The sequence below is a fragment of the Flavobacterium notoginsengisoli genome, from assembly GCF_014207905.1.
In the GTDB taxonomy this organism is placed as follows: domain Bacteria; phylum Bacteroidota; class Bacteroidia; order Flavobacteriales; family Flavobacteriaceae; genus Flavobacterium; species Flavobacterium notoginsengisoli_A.
Map to the genome: position 1 here is coordinate 1,218,617 of NZ_JACHLB010000001.1, position 16,208 is coordinate 1,234,824.

Annotated in this window: 19 protein-coding genes; 7 read left to right on the plus strand and 12 right to left on the minus strand. The window is 33.1% G+C overall.

What is annotated here, in order from left to right; all coding sequences use genetic code 11:
* Nucleotides 1-53: 53 nt before the first annotated feature.
* Genes HNP35_RS05155 through HNP35_RS05165 form a run of 3 tightly spaced genes read left to right on the plus strand, consistent with a single transcriptional unit; the run spans nt 54 to nt 4,561 of the window.
* On the plus strand, nt 54-893 hold the full coding sequence (locus tag HNP35_RS05155) for an endonuclease/exonuclease/phosphatase family protein (protein WP_184157895.1): 840 nt from the start codon (nt 54-56) through the stop codon (nt 891-893).
* Nucleotides 894-2,318, plus strand: a complete 1,425-nt coding sequence (locus HNP35_RS05160) for a glycoside hydrolase family 30 protein (protein ID WP_184157894.1) — start codon at nt 894-896, stop codon at nt 2,316-2,318.
* Nucleotides 2,319-2,329: 11 nt separating this feature from the next.
* Nucleotides 2,330-4,561, plus strand: a complete 2,232-nt coding sequence (locus tag HNP35_RS05165) for a glycoside hydrolase family 3 N-terminal domain-containing protein (RefSeq protein ID WP_184157893.1) — start codon at nt 2,330-2,332, stop codon at nt 4,559-4,561.
* A 107-nt stretch (nt 4,562-4,668) separates the two neighbouring features.
* Here the strand turns inward: HNP35_RS05165 and HNP35_RS05170 are convergent, their stop codons facing one another.
* Complete coding sequence (locus HNP35_RS05170) at nt 4,669-4,926, minus strand: hypothetical protein (protein WP_184157892.1); 258 nt, start codon at nt 4,924-4,926, stop codon at nt 4,669-4,671.
* Nucleotides 4,927-5,188: 262 nt separating this feature from the next.
* Here HNP35_RS05170 and HNP35_RS05175 point away from each other — a divergent pair, with 262 nt between their 5' ends.
* Both HNP35_RS05175 and HNP35_RS05180 read left to right on the plus strand, forming a co-directional pair.
* Nucleotides 5,189-5,944 carry an NUDIX hydrolase gene (locus HNP35_RS05175; protein WP_184157891.1) on the plus strand — a complete coding sequence of 252 codons (756 nt, stop codon included), beginning with the start codon at nt 5,189-5,191 and terminating at the stop codon, nt 5,942-5,944.
* A 30-nt stretch (nt 5,945-5,974) separates the two neighbouring features.
* On the plus strand, nt 5,975-6,295 hold the full coding sequence (locus HNP35_RS05180) for an MmcQ/YjbR family DNA-binding protein (protein ID WP_184157890.1): 321 nt from the start codon (nt 5,975-5,977) through the stop codon (nt 6,293-6,295).
* A 3-nt stretch (nt 6,296-6,298) separates the two neighbouring features.
* Here the strand turns inward: HNP35_RS05180 and HNP35_RS05185 are convergent, their stop codons facing one another.
* The 8 genes from HNP35_RS05185 to ahcY form a co-directional block, all read right to left on the minus strand.
* The gene (locus HNP35_RS05185) at nt 6,299-6,907 is read right to left on the minus strand and encodes an alpha-ketoglutarate-dependent dioxygenase AlkB family protein (RefSeq protein ID WP_184157889.1); all 609 of its coding nucleotides are present in this window, start codon (nt 6,905-6,907) and stop codon (nt 6,299-6,301) included.
* Complete coding sequence (locus HNP35_RS05190) at nt 6,894-7,139, minus strand: Ada metal-binding domain-containing protein (RefSeq protein WP_184157888.1); 246 nt, start codon at nt 7,137-7,139, stop codon at nt 6,894-6,896. Before HNP35_RS05190 ends, HNP35_RS05185 begins: the two co-directional genes overlap by 14 nt.
* Before the next feature lie 129 nt (nt 7,140-7,268).
* On the minus strand, nt 7,269-7,982 hold the full coding sequence (locus tag HNP35_RS05195; protein ID WP_184157887.1) for a 2OG-Fe(II) oxygenase: 714 nt from the start codon (nt 7,980-7,982) through the stop codon (nt 7,269-7,271).
* A gap of 171 nt (nt 7,983-8,153) precedes the next feature.
* The gene (locus HNP35_RS05200; RefSeq protein WP_184159703.1) at nt 8,154-9,002 is read right to left on the minus strand and encodes a bifunctional helix-turn-helix domain-containing protein/methylated-DNA--[protein]-cysteine S-methyltransferase; all 849 of its coding nucleotides are present in this window, start codon (nt 9,000-9,002) and stop codon (nt 8,154-8,156) included.
* Between the two features lie 188 nt (nt 9,003-9,190).
* Nucleotides 9,191-9,523: a DMT family transporter gene (locus HNP35_RS05205; protein WP_184157886.1), complete on the minus strand. Its 333-nt coding sequence runs from the start codon at nt 9,521-9,523 to the stop codon at nt 9,191-9,193.
* 44 nt (nt 9,524-9,567) lie between these two features.
* Complete coding sequence (locus HNP35_RS05210; RefSeq protein WP_184157885.1) at nt 9,568-10,647, minus strand: hypothetical protein; 1,080 nt, start codon at nt 10,645-10,647, stop codon at nt 9,568-9,570.
* A gap of 138 nt (nt 10,648-10,785) precedes the next feature.
* Complete coding sequence (locus tag HNP35_RS05215; RefSeq protein WP_184157884.1) at nt 10,786-11,439, minus strand: hypothetical protein; 654 nt, start codon at nt 11,437-11,439, stop codon at nt 10,786-10,788.
* Between the two features lie 158 nt (nt 11,440-11,597).
* A complete protein-coding gene (ahcY, locus tag HNP35_RS05220; RefSeq protein WP_184157883.1) occupies nt 11,598-12,914 on the minus strand; it encodes an adenosylhomocysteinase in 1,317 nt (438 codons plus the stop codon).
* Between the two features lie 315 nt (nt 12,915-13,229).
* Between ahcY and HNP35_RS05225 the strand changes: the two genes are divergently transcribed.
* The gene (locus HNP35_RS05225) at nt 13,230-13,880 is read left to right on the plus strand and encodes a 4'-phosphopantetheinyl transferase family protein (RefSeq protein ID WP_184157882.1); all 651 of its coding nucleotides are present in this window, start codon (nt 13,230-13,232) and stop codon (nt 13,878-13,880) included.
* Nucleotides 13,881-14,004: 124 nt separating this feature from the next.
* Here the strand turns inward: HNP35_RS05225 and HNP35_RS05230 are convergent, their stop codons facing one another.
* The 3 genes from HNP35_RS05230 to HNP35_RS05240 form a co-directional block, all read right to left on the minus strand.
* Entirely contained in the window at nt 14,005-14,403 is a 399-nt protein-coding gene (locus tag HNP35_RS05230; RefSeq protein WP_184157881.1) for a group III truncated hemoglobin, read from the minus strand.
* Entirely contained in the window at nt 14,400-14,687 is a 288-nt protein-coding gene (locus HNP35_RS05235) for a hypothetical protein (protein WP_184157880.1), read from the minus strand. The genes HNP35_RS05230 and HNP35_RS05235 overlap by 4 nt, the downstream gene beginning before the upstream one ends.
* Nucleotides 14,688-14,768: 81 nt before the next feature.
* Complete coding sequence (locus HNP35_RS05240; RefSeq protein ID WP_184157879.1) at nt 14,769-15,365, minus strand: Crp/Fnr family transcriptional regulator; 597 nt, start codon at nt 15,363-15,365, stop codon at nt 14,769-14,771.
* Between the two features lie 94 nt (nt 15,366-15,459).
* Here HNP35_RS05240 and HNP35_RS05245 point away from each other — a divergent pair, with 94 nt between their 5' ends.
* The gene (locus tag HNP35_RS05245) at nt 15,460-16,188 is read left to right on the plus strand and encodes a geranylgeranylglyceryl/heptaprenylglyceryl phosphate synthase (RefSeq protein ID WP_184157878.1); all 729 of its coding nucleotides are present in this window, start codon (nt 15,460-15,462) and stop codon (nt 16,186-16,188) included.
* Nucleotides 16,189-16,208 lie beyond the last annotated feature (20 nt).

A 16,208-nucleotide genomic window follows, 5' to 3' on the forward strand; every position in this document is an offset into this window, starting at 1 on the left:
TTTTTTCTGTAAAGTCTAGGAAAAACTAGCTTTACGGATTAAAATTTTTTAACATGAAAAAGATAAACAAACTTGTTTTAGCATTCCTATTCCTTTTAGCAGGAAATACATTTTATGGTCAAAACCTAAAAATTATGACTTACAATATTCGTCTAGATGTAGCATCTGACGGAGAAAATGCATGGCCAAAACGAAAGGATTATTTTAATTCCCAAATTCAATTTTACAGTCCAGATATTTTTGGAGTACAGGAAGCAACGCCAAATCAGGTAACAGATATTGCATCGGCTTTGCCAAATTATAACAGATTTGGTATAGGAAGAGAAGAAGGAGGATTGGGAGAAGCAAGTTGTATTTATTACAAAAAAGACCGTTTTAAAGTAGAAAAATCTAATACATTTTGGCTGTCTGAAACGCCAGACGTAGTTTCAAGAGGTTGGGACGCGGCTTGCAACAGAGTTTGTACTTACGGACTTTTTAAAGATTTAAAAACTAAAAAAACGTTTTGGGTTTTTAATCTTCATTTAGATCACATGGGAGAAGTAGCCAGAGTAAAAGGTGTAGAACTTGTTTTATCTAAAATCGAGGCATTAAATACAAAAAAATATCCTGTTTTTTTAATGGGAGATTTTAACTCAGAACCAGAAACAAAACAAATTGCTGAAATCAAAAAAGTGATGAATGACACCAAAGATGTTTCTAAAGAAAAACCTTTTGGTCCATCAGGAACGTTCAATGATTTTAAACATAATGAGCCCGTAACATTATTATTGGATTACATTTTTGTATCAAAAAATAGCGGACTCACAATTCAAAAACATGCAGTGCTAAGTGATTCTAAAGATTTAAAATATCCATCGGATCATTTGCCTGTTTTAATAGAAATAGATTAAATGAAAAACATCAACAAAAAACTTCAAATTCTGCTTTTATTGCCTCTTATTGCAATGCAGTTAAATTGCGGATCTTCAAAAAATGCAACAGCTAATTCTGGAAAAGTAGCATCTTGGATTACCACTACAGATGAAACTTCAAAACTTAAAAAACAAACTGATTTAGCTTTTAGTTCAGAAACAAACTCAAATCAGACTATTGAAATAAATCCAGCAGAAAAATTCCAAACCATAGAAGGTTTCGGATTTTCTTTAACAGGAGGAAGCGCTCAAGCAATCATAAAATTAGACAAACCAAAAAGAGAAGCATTGCTTCAGGAATTGTTTTCTAGAAAAAATGATGCAATTGGGTTAAGTTATTTAAGAATAAGTATTGGAGCATCTGATTTGAATGAAAAAGTTTTTTCGTATGATGATATGCCAGAAGGACAAACCGATATGAATTTGGAGCACTTTAATCTTGGTCCAGATTTAAACGATGTAATTCCGGTTTTAAAAGAAATTTTAGCCATAAATCCGAAGATTAAAATAATGGGTTCTCCTTGGTCGCCTCCAGTTTGGATGAAAGACAACGGAAGCTCAAAAGGCGGAAGCTTACAACCAAAATATTATGAAGTATATGCGCAATATTTTGTGAAATATATTCAAGCAATGAAATCGCACGGAATTGTTATCGACGCGATTACACCACAAAATGAGCCTTTACACCCAGGAAATAACCCGAGTTTATTAATGTTGGCAGAACAGCAGGCAGATTTTATTGGGAATCATTTAGGTCCCGCTTTCGCGAAAGCAAAAATTAAAACCAAAATTATAGTTTACGACCACAACTGTAATAAACCAGAATATCCGCTAACGATTTTAAAAGATCCTAAAGCAAATCCATATGTAACAGGTTCTGCTTTTCACTTATATGAAGGAGATATTAGCGCTTTAACGACAGTTCATAATGCATTTCCCGATAAAGATTTGTATTTTACCGAACAATATACAGGAACAGGAACTAATTTTGAAACCGATTTGAAATGGAGTGTAAAAAATGTAGTAATTGGTTCAATGCGTAATTGGAGTAAAAACGCACTTTCATGGGGGTTAGCAAATGATGAAAATTACAAACCTTTTACGCCAGGAGGATGTTCAACTTGCAAAGGTGCTTTGATGATCGATCAAAATCAAAATATCAAAAGAGAAGTGGGATATTATATTATCGGACATGCTTCTAAATTTGTTCCAGAAGGTTCAGTAAGAATAGCAAGTAATATAAGTGGAAATTTATATAATGCGGCATTTAAAACACCATCTGGACAAATCGTTTTAATCGTAGAAAATGACGGAGCTGCTCCGGAAACTTTTAATATTAAATACAACCAACAACAAACCACAACCACGCTAAACGCTGGGGCAGTTGCAACTTACGTTTGGTAAAAACTTAAACTATGAAAAGAGTAACCACAATTACGCTGTTTATGCTTTCGCTTTTCGCCTCGGCGCAGCAGCAGTCAATAGATCAGAAAGTCAATGATTTGTTGAAGAAAATGACAATTGAAGAAAAAATTGGTCAGTTAACTCAGTACACTGGCGACAATCAAGCAACTGGGCCAATTACAATTAATCCGAACAAACAAAACGAAATCAAACAAGGTTTAATTGGTTCGATGCTAAATGTAATCGGAACAAAATATACTAGAGGATATCAAGAATTGGCGATGCAGTCAAGACTTAAAATTCCTTTGTTGTTTGGTCAAGACGTTATTCACGGATTTAAAACTACTTTTCCTCTTCCCCTTGCAGAAGCAGCAAGTTGGGATTTAGCCGCTATCGAATTAGGAGCAAGAGTTGCTGCTACAGAGGCGGCAGCAAGCGGTATTCATTGGACATTTGCGCCAATGGTTGATATTGGTCGTGATCCACGTTGGGGGCGCGTTATGGAAGGAGCAGGAGAAGACACTTACTTAGGTTCTAAAATTGCTTATGCAAGAGTAAAAGGTTTTCAAGGAGCTAAATTGGGAGACTTAAACTCAGTTATGGCTTGTGTAAAACACTTTGCAGCTTATGGAGCTGGAGTTGGAGGAAGAGATTACAACTCTGTAGATATGAGCGAAAGAATGCTTTTAGAAACATATTTGCCTCCTTTTAAAGCCGCTTTAGACGCTGGAGCTGCAACTTTCATGAACTCATTTAATGATATAAACGGAATTCCAGCAACTGGAAACGCACATTTACAAAGAGATATTTTAAAAGGAAAATGGAACTTTCAAGGTTTCGTAGTTTCAGATTGGGGATCAATCGGAGAAATGGTTGCTCATGGTTATTCTAAAGATCTTAAAGAAGCAGCTTATTCAGCGATTACAGCTGGAAGTGATATGGATATGGAAAGCAATGCATATCGTTACAACTTAGCGCAATTAGTAAAAGAAGGCAGAGTTTCTATTGATTTGGTTGATGATGCCGTAAGACGTATTCTTCGCAAAAAATATGAATTAGGCTTATTTGATGATCCATACAAATATTCAGATCCGAAGAGAGAAGAGAAAGCTTTATCAAATCCTGAACACAGAAAAGCAGCACTTGAAATGGCTGAAAAAAGTATTGTTTTATTGAAAAATGAAAACCAAACTTTGCCACTTTCAAAAAGTACTAAAACAATTGCTTTTATTGGGCCAATGGTAAAAGAATACAAAGCCAATATGGGATTTTGGGCTGTAGAATTACCAGAAGTGAATTATGATAAATGGGTAGTTTCGCAATGGGACGGTTTACAAAACAAAGTAGGCAAAAACACCAAGTTATTGTACGCAAAAGGATGTGATGTTACGGGCGATAATAAAGATGGTTTTGCAGAAGCAGTTGCAACCGCTAAACAAGCTGACGTTGTTATCTTAAGTATTGGAGAAAGACACGATATGAGCGGTGAGGCAAAAAGCCGAAGCGATATTCATTTACCAGGCGTTCAAGAAGATTTAGTAAAAGCGATTCAAGCAACAGGAAAACCAGTTGTAGTTTTAATAAATGCTGGAAGACCACTTGTTTTCAATTGGACAGCCGACAATGTTCCTGCAGTTCTATACACTTGGTGGTTAGGAACTGAAGCTGGAAATGCAATTGCCAATGTTCTTTTTGGAGATTACAATCCATCTGGAAAATTGCCAATGACTTTCCCAAGAGAAGTAGGTCAAGTGCCAATTTATTACAATCACTTTAGCACAGGAAGACCAGCAAAAGATGAAAATTCTACCAACTATGTTTCAGCTTATATTGATTTAAAAAATTCGCCTAAATTTCCTTTTGGATACGGATTAAGCTACACAACTTTTGATTATTCAGGATTGAAATTATCTTCGACTAAAATAAAAAGCAATGAGACTATTAAAGTTTCTTTCCAATTGAAAAATACTGGAAAAGTAGCTGGAGAAGAAGTAGTTCAGTTGTATTTGAAAGATAAGTTTGGATCTGTAGTAAGACCAGTTTTAGAATTGAAAGATTTCCAAAAAGTGAAATTAAATGCAGGAGAATCTAAAACAATCGAATTTACAATTGACAAAGAAAAATTGTCTTTCTACAATAATAAATTAGAATGGGTTGCTGAACCTGGAGATTTCGAAGTAATGATCGGAACTTCATCAGCAGATATTAAACTAAGATCAGATTTTGAATTAACAGCAAATTAAAAAAAAAAAGGGACTTTTAAAGTCCCTTTTTTTATATAATAATTTGAACAAAAAAAGCCTCACTAAAAAAGTGAGGCCACATTATAAATTATTAACAGGGTAACAGGTTATTTTAAAACAGTATTTACAAAATCCATAGCGCCAATTCCTTTATAAGAGGCATACAAGGCTTTGTCAAAAGCTTCTTGTTTTGCCTTTTTATTTTTGGCGTCAGTTTCAGCAAACATTTCGTTGAAAATTCTTTCTTGTTCTGCGCTATATTTTAAAGACGCTTCCAAAAGATAGGTCTTAGAAACAAATCCGAAAGAAGTCCAGATTTTAGTTCTAATTTTTTTATTGATGTTTTTTAATGAATTGGTAATCATAACTTCTACATTTTTACTTTCTACACTCACTTTGAAGAAAAATGGACCAGCTTGTATTATTTTTCTTGGTTTTTAATCAAAAAATAACAATTAAAATGATTAATGTGTTATTATGACGCAATGTAATTATTTTTTTTAAATTTGACTTTAAATTTTAGTTAAATTGTGATTTACACACTTCTATAAATTTTTGAAAAATGATTCGAATTTCTAAAAATGAAGTAAATTGCGAGGTTATTAAGAAGGATTTATACTCAATTGAATGTTAAAAGACATTATAGATAACAGCGAAAATTACCAACCTGGACTTTCAATAGATTGTGTGATTTTTGGTTTTCACGACAATCAGCTTAAAGTTTTATTGATAAAAGTAGAAAGAGCCAATAAGTGGTCTTTACCTGGCGGATTTATTCCCGTAGATCAAGATATAGACACGGCAGCTATTACAGTATTGAATAGTAGAACAGGCGTTGAAGGTGTATTTTTGAGGCAATTTGCAACCTTTGGTAAAGTAAATCGTAATCATCAGCATTTTGACAAGAAAGCTTTAGAATATTTTCAAATCGAAGAAGAAAAAGCAAAATGGCTAACTCGTCGTTTTGTTACAATTGGATATTATGCATTGGTCGATTTTTCGAAGATTCTTCCAAACCTTTTAGGGAGAAATGAAGTCGTAGAATGGATTGATCACAAAGAAGTTCCCGAATTGATTTTAGATCATAGAGAAATTTTAGATAAAGCTCTCGATACTTTGAGAATAGAATTAAATTTAATGCCAATTGGTTATAATTTGCTTCCAGAGAAATTTACAATTCCGGAGCTTCAGAAATTATATGAGACTATTTTGGACAAAAAACTAGATCGTCGAAATTTTTTAAGAAAAATAACCAATATTGGAATTCTTACCAAACTGGACGAAAAGAAAAGTAATGTAGCGCACAAAGCACCAAATCTGTATTCTTTTGATAAAGAAAAATATGATGAGGTTTTAAAAAATGGACTAAATCAAGGTTGGTAAATTTAAGGTTGAACTTTAAAAATTGGAGATATGATTTCAATTGAAACCTTTAGAAATTTAGCATTATCATTTCCTGATGCTATAGAAGAACCTCATTTTGAGAAAACTTCTTTTCGAATCAAAAAGAAAATTTTTGCCACTTTTGATGAAAAGAATAATCATGCAGTTTTAAAATTAAACGAAATAGATCAGTCTGTTTTTTGTTCGTCAAGCGAAAAGATTTTTTATCCAATCCCAAATAAATGGGGAAAACAAGGCTGGACCATCGTAGAATTGGCGAGAGTTAGACTAGAAATGTTTGAAGATGCATTAATTCGTTCGTATGAAAATGTTGCATCAAAAAAGAAGTAAATTTTATTTCACAATAGTTCTAAAAGTCAAGTTTACTCGTGGTTTTTGAGTAGTTTTTGTAGGCGGTAAACGATGAAGCCAGTACGTTTGTGTTTCATCTTTCATGACTAATAAACTGCCGTGTTCTAAAATTAGAGCAACCTTTTCTTTAGATTCTTTATGTTTGAAAGCAAATTTACGTTCGGCACCAAAACTTAGTGAGCCAATAGCTCCATTTTTCTTTAAATCCTTTTCTCCATCACTGTGCCAAGCCATTCCTTCTTCGCCAGAATGATACAAATTGAGAAGACAAGAATTGAATGTTTCTCCTGTTTTTTCTTCAATAATCGATTTTAATTTTAATAATTCTGGAGTCCACGGAAGCGCTTTTTTTGTGGTATTGGAATAAGTATATTCAAATTCTCTTTCGCCATACCAAGCTACTTTTCGTTTGGTTAAAATTAATTTTCCAAAGATGATGGCTTCGTCATTTTTCCATTCAATTGTTTCCAATAAAGTATCACGATAGGAATCAGCTTCTTCTCTCGAAAACAATTTTCCGTAGTAATTTACAGTTCCGTCTTGCGGAAGTAAGTTGGTATTTTCGTCTGTATGAGGATTAAATAAGTCCATTTTTCCATTTTAAATATTCGGGTTTCATGCAATGTCCGCAAGGTCTGAAACCACTTTGTTTAGCTTCATTTTCTGAAGAAAAGAAAACACGATTTTCTCGTTTCATTCTTTTTCCAGAAGAACATTTCAGTGTTCCGTAGATTTTTAATTTTTGGTTGCCACCGAAACAAATTTCGCCTTTTTTAATTTTATTACGCAGTTCTGAATCTGAAATTTCACAATGTTTTATCATTTATTTTTTTAGATGTTTTATTCTGTAGAGACGCACCGCAGTGCGTCTACACAAAGATGTTCCTCATAGATTATAACATAACGTTAGACGCATTGTGGTGCGTCTCTACAGATTTGCTATACGTTTATATTATGATAAGGCATCATGAAAAATTATTCCCAATGTATATCTTTCACCAGAATGAACCTCACTCACGCCATGTTTCATATTGACCCGATAATAACCTTTCGTTCCTTTTATTGGTCTGAAATTAGTTGTAAAAACTAAAACATCTCCTTTTTTAGGTTTTAAAACAATAGCTTTAGATTGCGCTCTCGGAGTTTGTTGTGTTAATACGAATTCGCCACCCGTAAAATCTTCATCAGGTTGAGAAAGGAAAAGAACGATTTGAATCGGAAAATAAACATCGCCATATAAATCCTGATGTAAAGTATTGAAACCGCTTTTGCCGTATTTTAGAATTAAAACCGTGGCTTTAAGCTGATTGTTATCTTGGCATTGCTTCAATAATGCTGGATGTTCATTTGGAAAAGAAGTATTGATATTTAGTGCTTTCATCCATGCATTTGCAATTGGAGCCAGTTTTGGATAAATCGAAGTCCGTATGTTCTGAATTAAATCGGGAAGAGGATAATTGAAATATTTGTATTCGCCTAAACCAAATCGATAACGTTCCATTACAACTGTTTTTCGATATATCATTGGATTATCGTAATCGAATTTTAAGTCTTCACATTCTTCGTTATTGAGAATATTTGGAATTATAGCGAATCCATTTTCGTGCATAGATTCGGTGATGCTTTCCCAGTTTTGAGAAGCAATTCTGGATTGTATATTTTGCATAATATTTTTTTAGAGGAATAAAAAAAAATGATAAATAATTCATACCGTTTATCTGTAGAGACGCACCGCAGTGCGTCTAACGTCTTGTATTTATAACAAAGGATTTCTTTGTCGATAATCTTTGCGTATACGCACTGCGGTGCGTCTCTACAGATGTGACTTGTGTATAAATTATAATTGAAGATTTGTTTGCGCGCCTTCCCAGCCAATTATAGCTGTTTTACGTGTATTTCCCCACATGTAACCGCCAAAAACTCCAGAAGATTGAATAACGCGGTGGCATGGAATTAAGAAAGCAACTGGATTACTTCCAATTGCAGTTCCAACTGCTCTGGAAGCATTAGGTTTTTCAATTTGTTGTGCAATTGTTCCGTATGTAGAAAGTTGTCCCATAGGGATTTTTAAAAGTGTTTCCCAAACCTTTAGCTGGAAATCGGTTCCTTTTAAGTGAAGTTTAATTTCAGATAATTTGCTCCAGTCATTTTGAAAAATAAACAAGGCATTTTGTTGTACTAAATCTAATTTTCTTGAAAAGTCAGCATTTGGAAATTTTTCTTTTAAAGCAGAAAATCCGTTTGCTTCGTCTTCGGCGAAAGCCATAAAACAAACGCCTTTTTGAGTAGAAGCAACAATAATATTTCCAAACGGACTTTCGGCAAAACTGTAATTTATAGCCAGATTTTTTCCGCCGTTTTTATATTCTGCTGGTGTCATGCCTTCGATATTTACAAATAAATCGTGAAGTCTGCTTGTACCTGAAAGTCCAGTTTCGTAAGCAGTTTCAGAAATAGTTGCCTGATTTTCTTTAAGCAATTTTTTAGCGTGTTCTAAACTCGTATACTGCAAAAATTTCTTCGGACTTGTTCCTGCCCAATCGCTAAAAAGTCTCTGAAAGTGAAACGGACTCAAATGCACTTTTTCGGCCACTTCGTCGAGATTAGGCTGATCTTTAAAGTTCGCTTTGATATAATCGATAGCCTCTGCAATGCGATTATAATTGATGGTTTCCTGTGTGTTCATCTTCATTCAATTTTATAAGACAAAGATCGATTGGTTTTGGCGGGAATAAAATCCGAAACTTGCTTTGTTTTTTTGCCGCAAAGGCACGAAGACACAAAGTTTTTTTTAAAATATTGTAACTCTAAGTAAAGTATAAGTCCATAAGATTAAAAAAACTTTGTGTCTTTGCGCCTTCGTGGCATTATTTCTTAATGTGCTGTAGTTTTAGAAAAAACGTTAATTACAACAACTCCAATTATAATTAAACTCAGTCCGATAATAGCAGGTAAATCTGGAATTTCTTTAAAGAAAATTGCTCCAATTGCAGTTATTAAAACGATACCAACTCCCGACCAAATGGCGTATGCAAACCCAACAGGAATAGTTCTAATGGCGAAACTTAAACAATAAAATGCACCGCAATAACCAATAATTGTAATAATGCTTGGAAGCAGTTTGGTAAATTCTTCAGACTTTTTTAATGCTGTTGTGGCGATGATTTCGAATACAATGGCAATGAATAAAAACAAAAAATTCTTCATGACTAACTTTTTTACAAAGTTAGCTTTTATTGAAAAGAGAAAAATTATTTAAGATTATCTTTTGCAGCAGAAACGCTGATCAATTTATAGCCGTTTTCGGTTCGTAGAAACTGCAAATGATCTTGCTTGAAATCGACTTTGTTTTTTGGGTTGATAATGATGCTTTTTACGGGATAAATCCAGTCTTTAGATTCGTTGCAATTGTTGAAATAAACATCGTATTCTTCTGTTTCAAAAATAAACTGATTCAATCCGTCTGAAGTAATGAAATAATCCGTTTTCGGATTTTTGAGTTCTTCCAGTTTTAATTTCAGATAAGTATAATTCTGATTGATGAATTTAGTTTTAGGCTCGCTTATCCATCCGTTTGGTTCTTTCCAAAAGGTTATTTTATCAAAAGAATGTTTTTCTAAATTGGCTTTGGATAAGTTTTTAAAAAAGGTGTTTTTAAGCCATTCTTTAAACTCTTTGTCAAAATTGATAAACGAATAATATTGTCCATCTACTCCCAGAAAATTATCTCTTATGGGATCTTTACTTGGTTCTTTTGATTTTTCTAAAGAATAAAAGTTCAAATCATCATTGTGAGCGAAATTTTCAACTAAGATTTTATTATGAATATCAACTAAGAATTCTTTTCCGCCTTTCCAGAAAGAATGTTCTCCATCTGTTTCTTTTTTAGCATCTTTTAATCCGATGAACATTCCGTTTTTGGCTTTGGTCAGATTACTGTATTCCGCTGGAATAATTATTTTTCCTTCAGCATTAAACATTCCCATTTTATCGGTTTTACGATCTGTAAATCTTATAAAACCTTCGTTTTCACAATCAGGGCCATTGTCAAAAATATATAGACTATCGCGCCCAACTATTTTTCCAGATTTAGTTAAATAATAGCTTTCCCACTTTCCATTTTTTTCTTCTGTAACAGCAATAATATTTTCGAATTTCTGTGCCGTTGTAAAACCTGTAAATTTAGGTTCTATTTTGATTACTCCATTTTTGTCTTTAAACCCAATAAGTGTTGTGTCTTTGTTTGGAAATGAAGTCCAGATATCATTGTTTTGAGCAAATACAGAAAAATTCAGGAATAGAAAAGTGAAAACAAAAAGAAGACGATTCATAAAGAATATTTTTACTTTAAAGATACACAACGTTTTTTAAAATGAAATATTCTTTAAAAAAGAAAACCCGACAGGTTTTAAACCCTATCAGGTTTGAATATAGATTCTTATAATTTAACTTTAATTAAAATTATAATCTTAATCAATTTCCTTAAGATCTTCTTCAAGTCTTTTCCAGTCATCGAAATTCTTATCAAGTAATAAAACCATTTCTTTAGTTAATTTTTTTCCTTTATAAATTTCAAATACAGGTTCTAATGAAGTAGGTTTAGCTCTGTAATCATCCTCTTCTTCATCTTCATCTTGAGTCCCATCAAAAAAATAATCTATTGCCCAATCAATGTAAGTTTGAGGATTTCCATCAAAAATATTTAAAAGTTCTTCTGAGCCATCATTACTTGTATCAATTTTTCCTTTTTGCCACTCTCCATCATTGTTTATCCATAAACAAAAATTTGTTCCAGTTGATGACACTGGTTCTCCGAAAATAAATTCATTATATATTTCTGGCATTCCTTGCGTTAAGTCTTTTTTTGTTGAACTTCCAGAATAAAACTCGTGTGCAAGTCCGTTTATTACGCAATTGTTTTTAAGAAAAAGAATCATCATTTGATCTCCACATCCATCTCTCATTTCGAAAAACTCTTCATTCTCAAACCATTTTGAGTTGTATGAGTAAAACCTCCCGTCCCATTCAGCCCAAAAAATAGCATCTAAAACAGAAATTGCTTTACAGATCTGTTGTAGATCATCTTTTTTAGGCATTAATCTTAAATCTTTTGTTGAAATCATAAGCGCTTAATTAAAAATAATTTTCTTACAAAAATAAAATTGATTTATTTAATTTACAACTATTTATTGCAATAAAAAACCCTACAGGTTATAAACCTGTAGGGTTTGAAATGTATTTCTAAAAATCAGAAATCTACAATCTTAAATCTAAAATTAGATTAGTATCTGTAGTATTCTGGTTTGAATGGACCTTGAACTTCAACACCAATGTAAGCAGCTTGATCTTCTCTTAAAACTTCAAGTTCAACGCCTAATTTAGCTAAGTGTAAAGCAGCAACTTTTTCATCTAAATGTTTTGGTAACATGTAAACTTCATTTTTGTAAGCTGCGCTGTTGTTCCATAATTCGATTTGAGCTAAAGTTTGGTTTGTAAATGAGTTACTCATTACAAAACTTGGGTGACCTGTAGCACAACCAAGGTTTACTAAACGACCTTCGGCCAAGATGATGATATCTTTTCCGTTGATGTTGTATTTGTCAACCTGAGGTTTGATTTCGATTTTAGAAGCACCGTGGTTTTTGTTTAACCAAGCCATGTCGATTTCGTTATCGAAGTGTCCGATGTTACAAACAACAGTTTTGTCTTTCATTTGCTCGAAGTGCTCTCCAAGAACGATATCTTTGTTTCCTGTAGTTGTGATGATGATATCAGCATTAGCAATTACAGTGTTTAATTTTTTAACTTCATAACCGTCCATTGCAGCTTGTAAAGCACAAATTGGATCGATTTCAGTAACTGTTACGATAGAACCAGCACCTCTGAAAGAAGCAGCAGTTCCTTTTCCAACGTCACCGTATCCACAAACAACTACTCTTTTTCCAGCTAACATTAAGTCAGTTGCACGACGTACAGCATCTACAGCAGATTCTTTACATCCGTATTTGTTGTCAAATTTAGATTTAGTAACAGAGTCATTAATATTGATTGCAGGCATTGGTAAAGTTCCAGCTTTTACTCTTTCGTAAAGTCTGTGAACACCAGTTGTAGTTTCTTCAGAAAGACCTTTAATTCCTGCAACTAATTCTGGGTAACGATCAATAACCATGTTAGTTAAATCTCCACCGTCATCTAAGATCATGTTCAATGGTTTTCTGTCTTCACCAAAGAATAAAGTTTGCTCAATACACCAGTCAAATGATTCTTCGTCAAGACCTTTCCAAGCATAAACTGAAATTCCAGCAGCAGCAATAGCAGCAGCAGCCTGATCTTGAGTAGAGAAAATGTTACAAGAAGACCAAGTAACTTCAGCACCAAGAGCAATTAAAGTTTCGATCAAAACAGCAGTCTGGATTGTCATGTGTAAACATCCAGCAATACGAGCACCTTTTAATGGTTGTTCGTCTTTGTACTCAGCGCGAAGTGCCATTAAACCTGGCATTTCAGCTTCAGCTAGTTCAATTTCTTTTCTTCCCCAAGCTGCCAGAGAAATGTCTTTTACTTTGTAAGCCACATAAGGCGTAGTCGTTGTACTCATTTATAGTATATTTGTATAATTGTAATTTTTTTGCAAATTTAAGGAATAGCTTTTGAATTTTACTAATTTCTATAAGATTTGTGAAATCTTTAATTTCTTAATCCCTAGAATGTTACTCTAAGAATCGTTTTGAATGATATAAGTAATATAAGTTCATTTGAAAAAGATTCTGAAACTATTACCTTTGTTATGAATTGCTTATATTTACTAATGTGTTTTTTAACCCAACAGTTATATCATCTTAAATAACTTATATGGTTTAAAATTTACCATCCATAAACTTACAATTAACCATTTACAATTCACAATTATAAAATGCCTCTATTTCAAACCATACAATTCAACGAAACTACTAAAATCTTAATTTGGGAAATAACAGAATCCTTTGACGAGTTGTATAGTAGCGTGACCTTGAAAGAAAAAACACAGCGCAGACTAGACGGAATGAAATCTCAAATGCATCAGCGTGCTTTTTTGAGTGTTCGCATGCTAATTCAGGAAATGGGTTTTACCGATAAAGATCTGCATTATGATGAGTTTGGAAAACCTTATTTTGATTGTCATAATCATATCTCAATTACACATTCGTATCATTTTGCAGCTATAATTATCAGCCATGAAAAGGTCGGAATTGATATGGAATTGCAACGCGATAAAATTCAGAGAATTGCAGATAAATTTACAGATTACGAATGCAATTATTTAGAACCGAAATTTATCGAAGAATACATAAAAAAACTTACCGTTATCTGGGGAGCTAAAGAAGCAATCTTTAAAATAAGAAATGAAAAAGGAATAAGTTTTAAAGATCACATTAATGTAAACAACTTTTCTTTATATGAAACCCAAACGCAGGCAAGTCTTCATTTTGATGATCTGATTAAAGATTTTGATGTACATTATCAAGAAATCAAATCGGATAATTATGATGGAACTTTTACTTTAGTGTATGCTTTTGAGAAATAATTTATAGTTGACAGTCTCAGTTTTCAGTCACAGTCGTAAATCGACAAAGATTGACGATTCACTTTGCGCAGAGCTTCTGGTGTGATTTCTCGTTCCTCGAAATGACATACTTTGACTAAAAATATTAAATCTCACTTTCTTTTTGCCTGTGCTGAAACATGCTCATAAATAAAAAAGTACTCATTTTACGAGCGCGACGTTTTAAAATTTCAGCATTTTCGCCTTCAAAATATTCTTCAATAGTTTGAAACCAATGATTTAGCCAGATTCCGAACTCATTTGCCGTTATTTTTTCGTCAAAATGAGCGTCTACTTCATTGTGTACGGCATGCGGATTTCCTTTGTATTTGCGCACGCCAAAAAGGTTGGTTTCCCAAAAATCAGTTAGTTTTTCTAGATGTGTATCCCAATCAGAAATCATTTCATTAAAATAAAAGCCGATTTCTTCATCGGCTCTTATTTTATCGTAGAACTGATGGACTAAAAATGCTACGTCAGCTCTATTTTCTATTTGCTTTTTCACAGAATTAAAGTGTTTAATAGAATGAAAACTACACTTAAAATTGAACTTAAAAGTAAAAGGTTAAAAACTACTTTATGTTTCATTTGTGCCAAAATTGAAGTGTTTACAAAGATACAAGTTAAAACAATGATTGCGAGTTGAATCATTTGCGGAATTGAAGTTCCGTTAGCCAAAACGTACATTGCTGCAGCGCCTCCTAAACAGCTTTGTCCAATTACTGCCATTGCAGCAGAACCCATATAATTTCTATTGAAAATGTCGAATGTTGTTTGATATAGTGTCATGATATTCAGATTTTTATATGACAAAGGTACACCCACATTTCAACTGCATTTTATGATTAAAATCATAAAACAAGAACTTTTTTATCTATATACTTTTCGATTAATAATCTTCAATTCGCCTTTTTTCTCCAAAGTTTTTATGGTTCTAATAACCGTTTCTACCCGTAAACCAGTCAAATCTCCAATTTGCTGTCTGGTAAAATTAATCAGATAGCCATTTTGGTCTTTTTGGAAATTGAAGTAAGCAATTCCATGATCAATTAATTTTAATACCCGATGTTCGGGTTCTTGTGTAGATATTTCTGCCGCCATAACCGATTTGTAATACAGCCGCTGTGCAAGATTTTCAATAATTTTAATGCTCACCTTCGGATTTTCTTCTAAAAGTTTCATGAAGTTTTCTTTTGGAAGAATAAAAATTTCAGCATTTTCTACGGCAATGGCGTTGGCAGGATATTTTTGATTTAGAAATAATGGTGGTTCGCCAAAAGATTGTCCGCTATAAAATATTCCCTGAATAAATTCACGGCCATCATCATTATAATTGCTCATTTTGATTTCGCCCGAAATAATTTGATAATAGTTCAATGGGAGATTTCCTTCTTCAAAAACAAGATCATTTTTGTCGAACGTTTTTTTAATCGCACCATATTTTTCTATTAATTCGACTGTAATCATAATGTGTCATTTACGTTATCAAAAAACGCAATACAAATATAATTCATTCAAAATAGTTTTACGAGATTAAAAAACTTTTACTTTTACACCTAAGATGCAAGAACAAATACTCACTATACGACAACAAATTTTAGAGGCTAAAAATAGTGGTCAAAAACTATTGGCAATACTTTTAGATCCTGATAAAATTGAATTGAAAAATTTAGAGCAGCTAATTGAAAAAATCAATCAGTCTCCGGCAACTCATATTTTTGTTGGAGGAAGTATTGTTCGTAATACAATCTTGGAAGATTTGATTGAGATATTAAAGCAAAAAACGAATCTTCCAGTTATTTTATTCCCTGGAGATCCTTCGCAAATTTCCCCAAAAGCAGATGGTATTTTGTTTTTATCATTATTATCTGGTAGAAATCCAGATTATTTAATAGAATATCAAGTTCAAGCAGCACCAATTCTTAAGAAAACAAATTTAGAAGTCATTTCAACAGGCTATATTTTGATAGAAAGCGGAAACGAAACCGCAGTAGCAAGGGTAAGTAAAACCAAACCTTTAAGCAGAGAAAATCTTGATTTAGTTCTGGCAACTGCTCAGGCTGGAGAATTGTTAGGAAATCAATTGATTTATTTGGAAGCTGGAAGCGGAGCCAAACATCCCGTTCCGACAGAAATGATCAAATTAGTTGCGCAAAATGTCAGAATTCCTGTAATTGTTGGCGGAGGAATTGTAGATTTGCACGGAATTCAAAAAGCGTACGCCGCCGGTGCAGACTTAGTTGTTATTGGAACTGCTTTCGAAAATAACAGTCATTTTTTTGATTTATAAATAAAATCTCAACGCCTTTA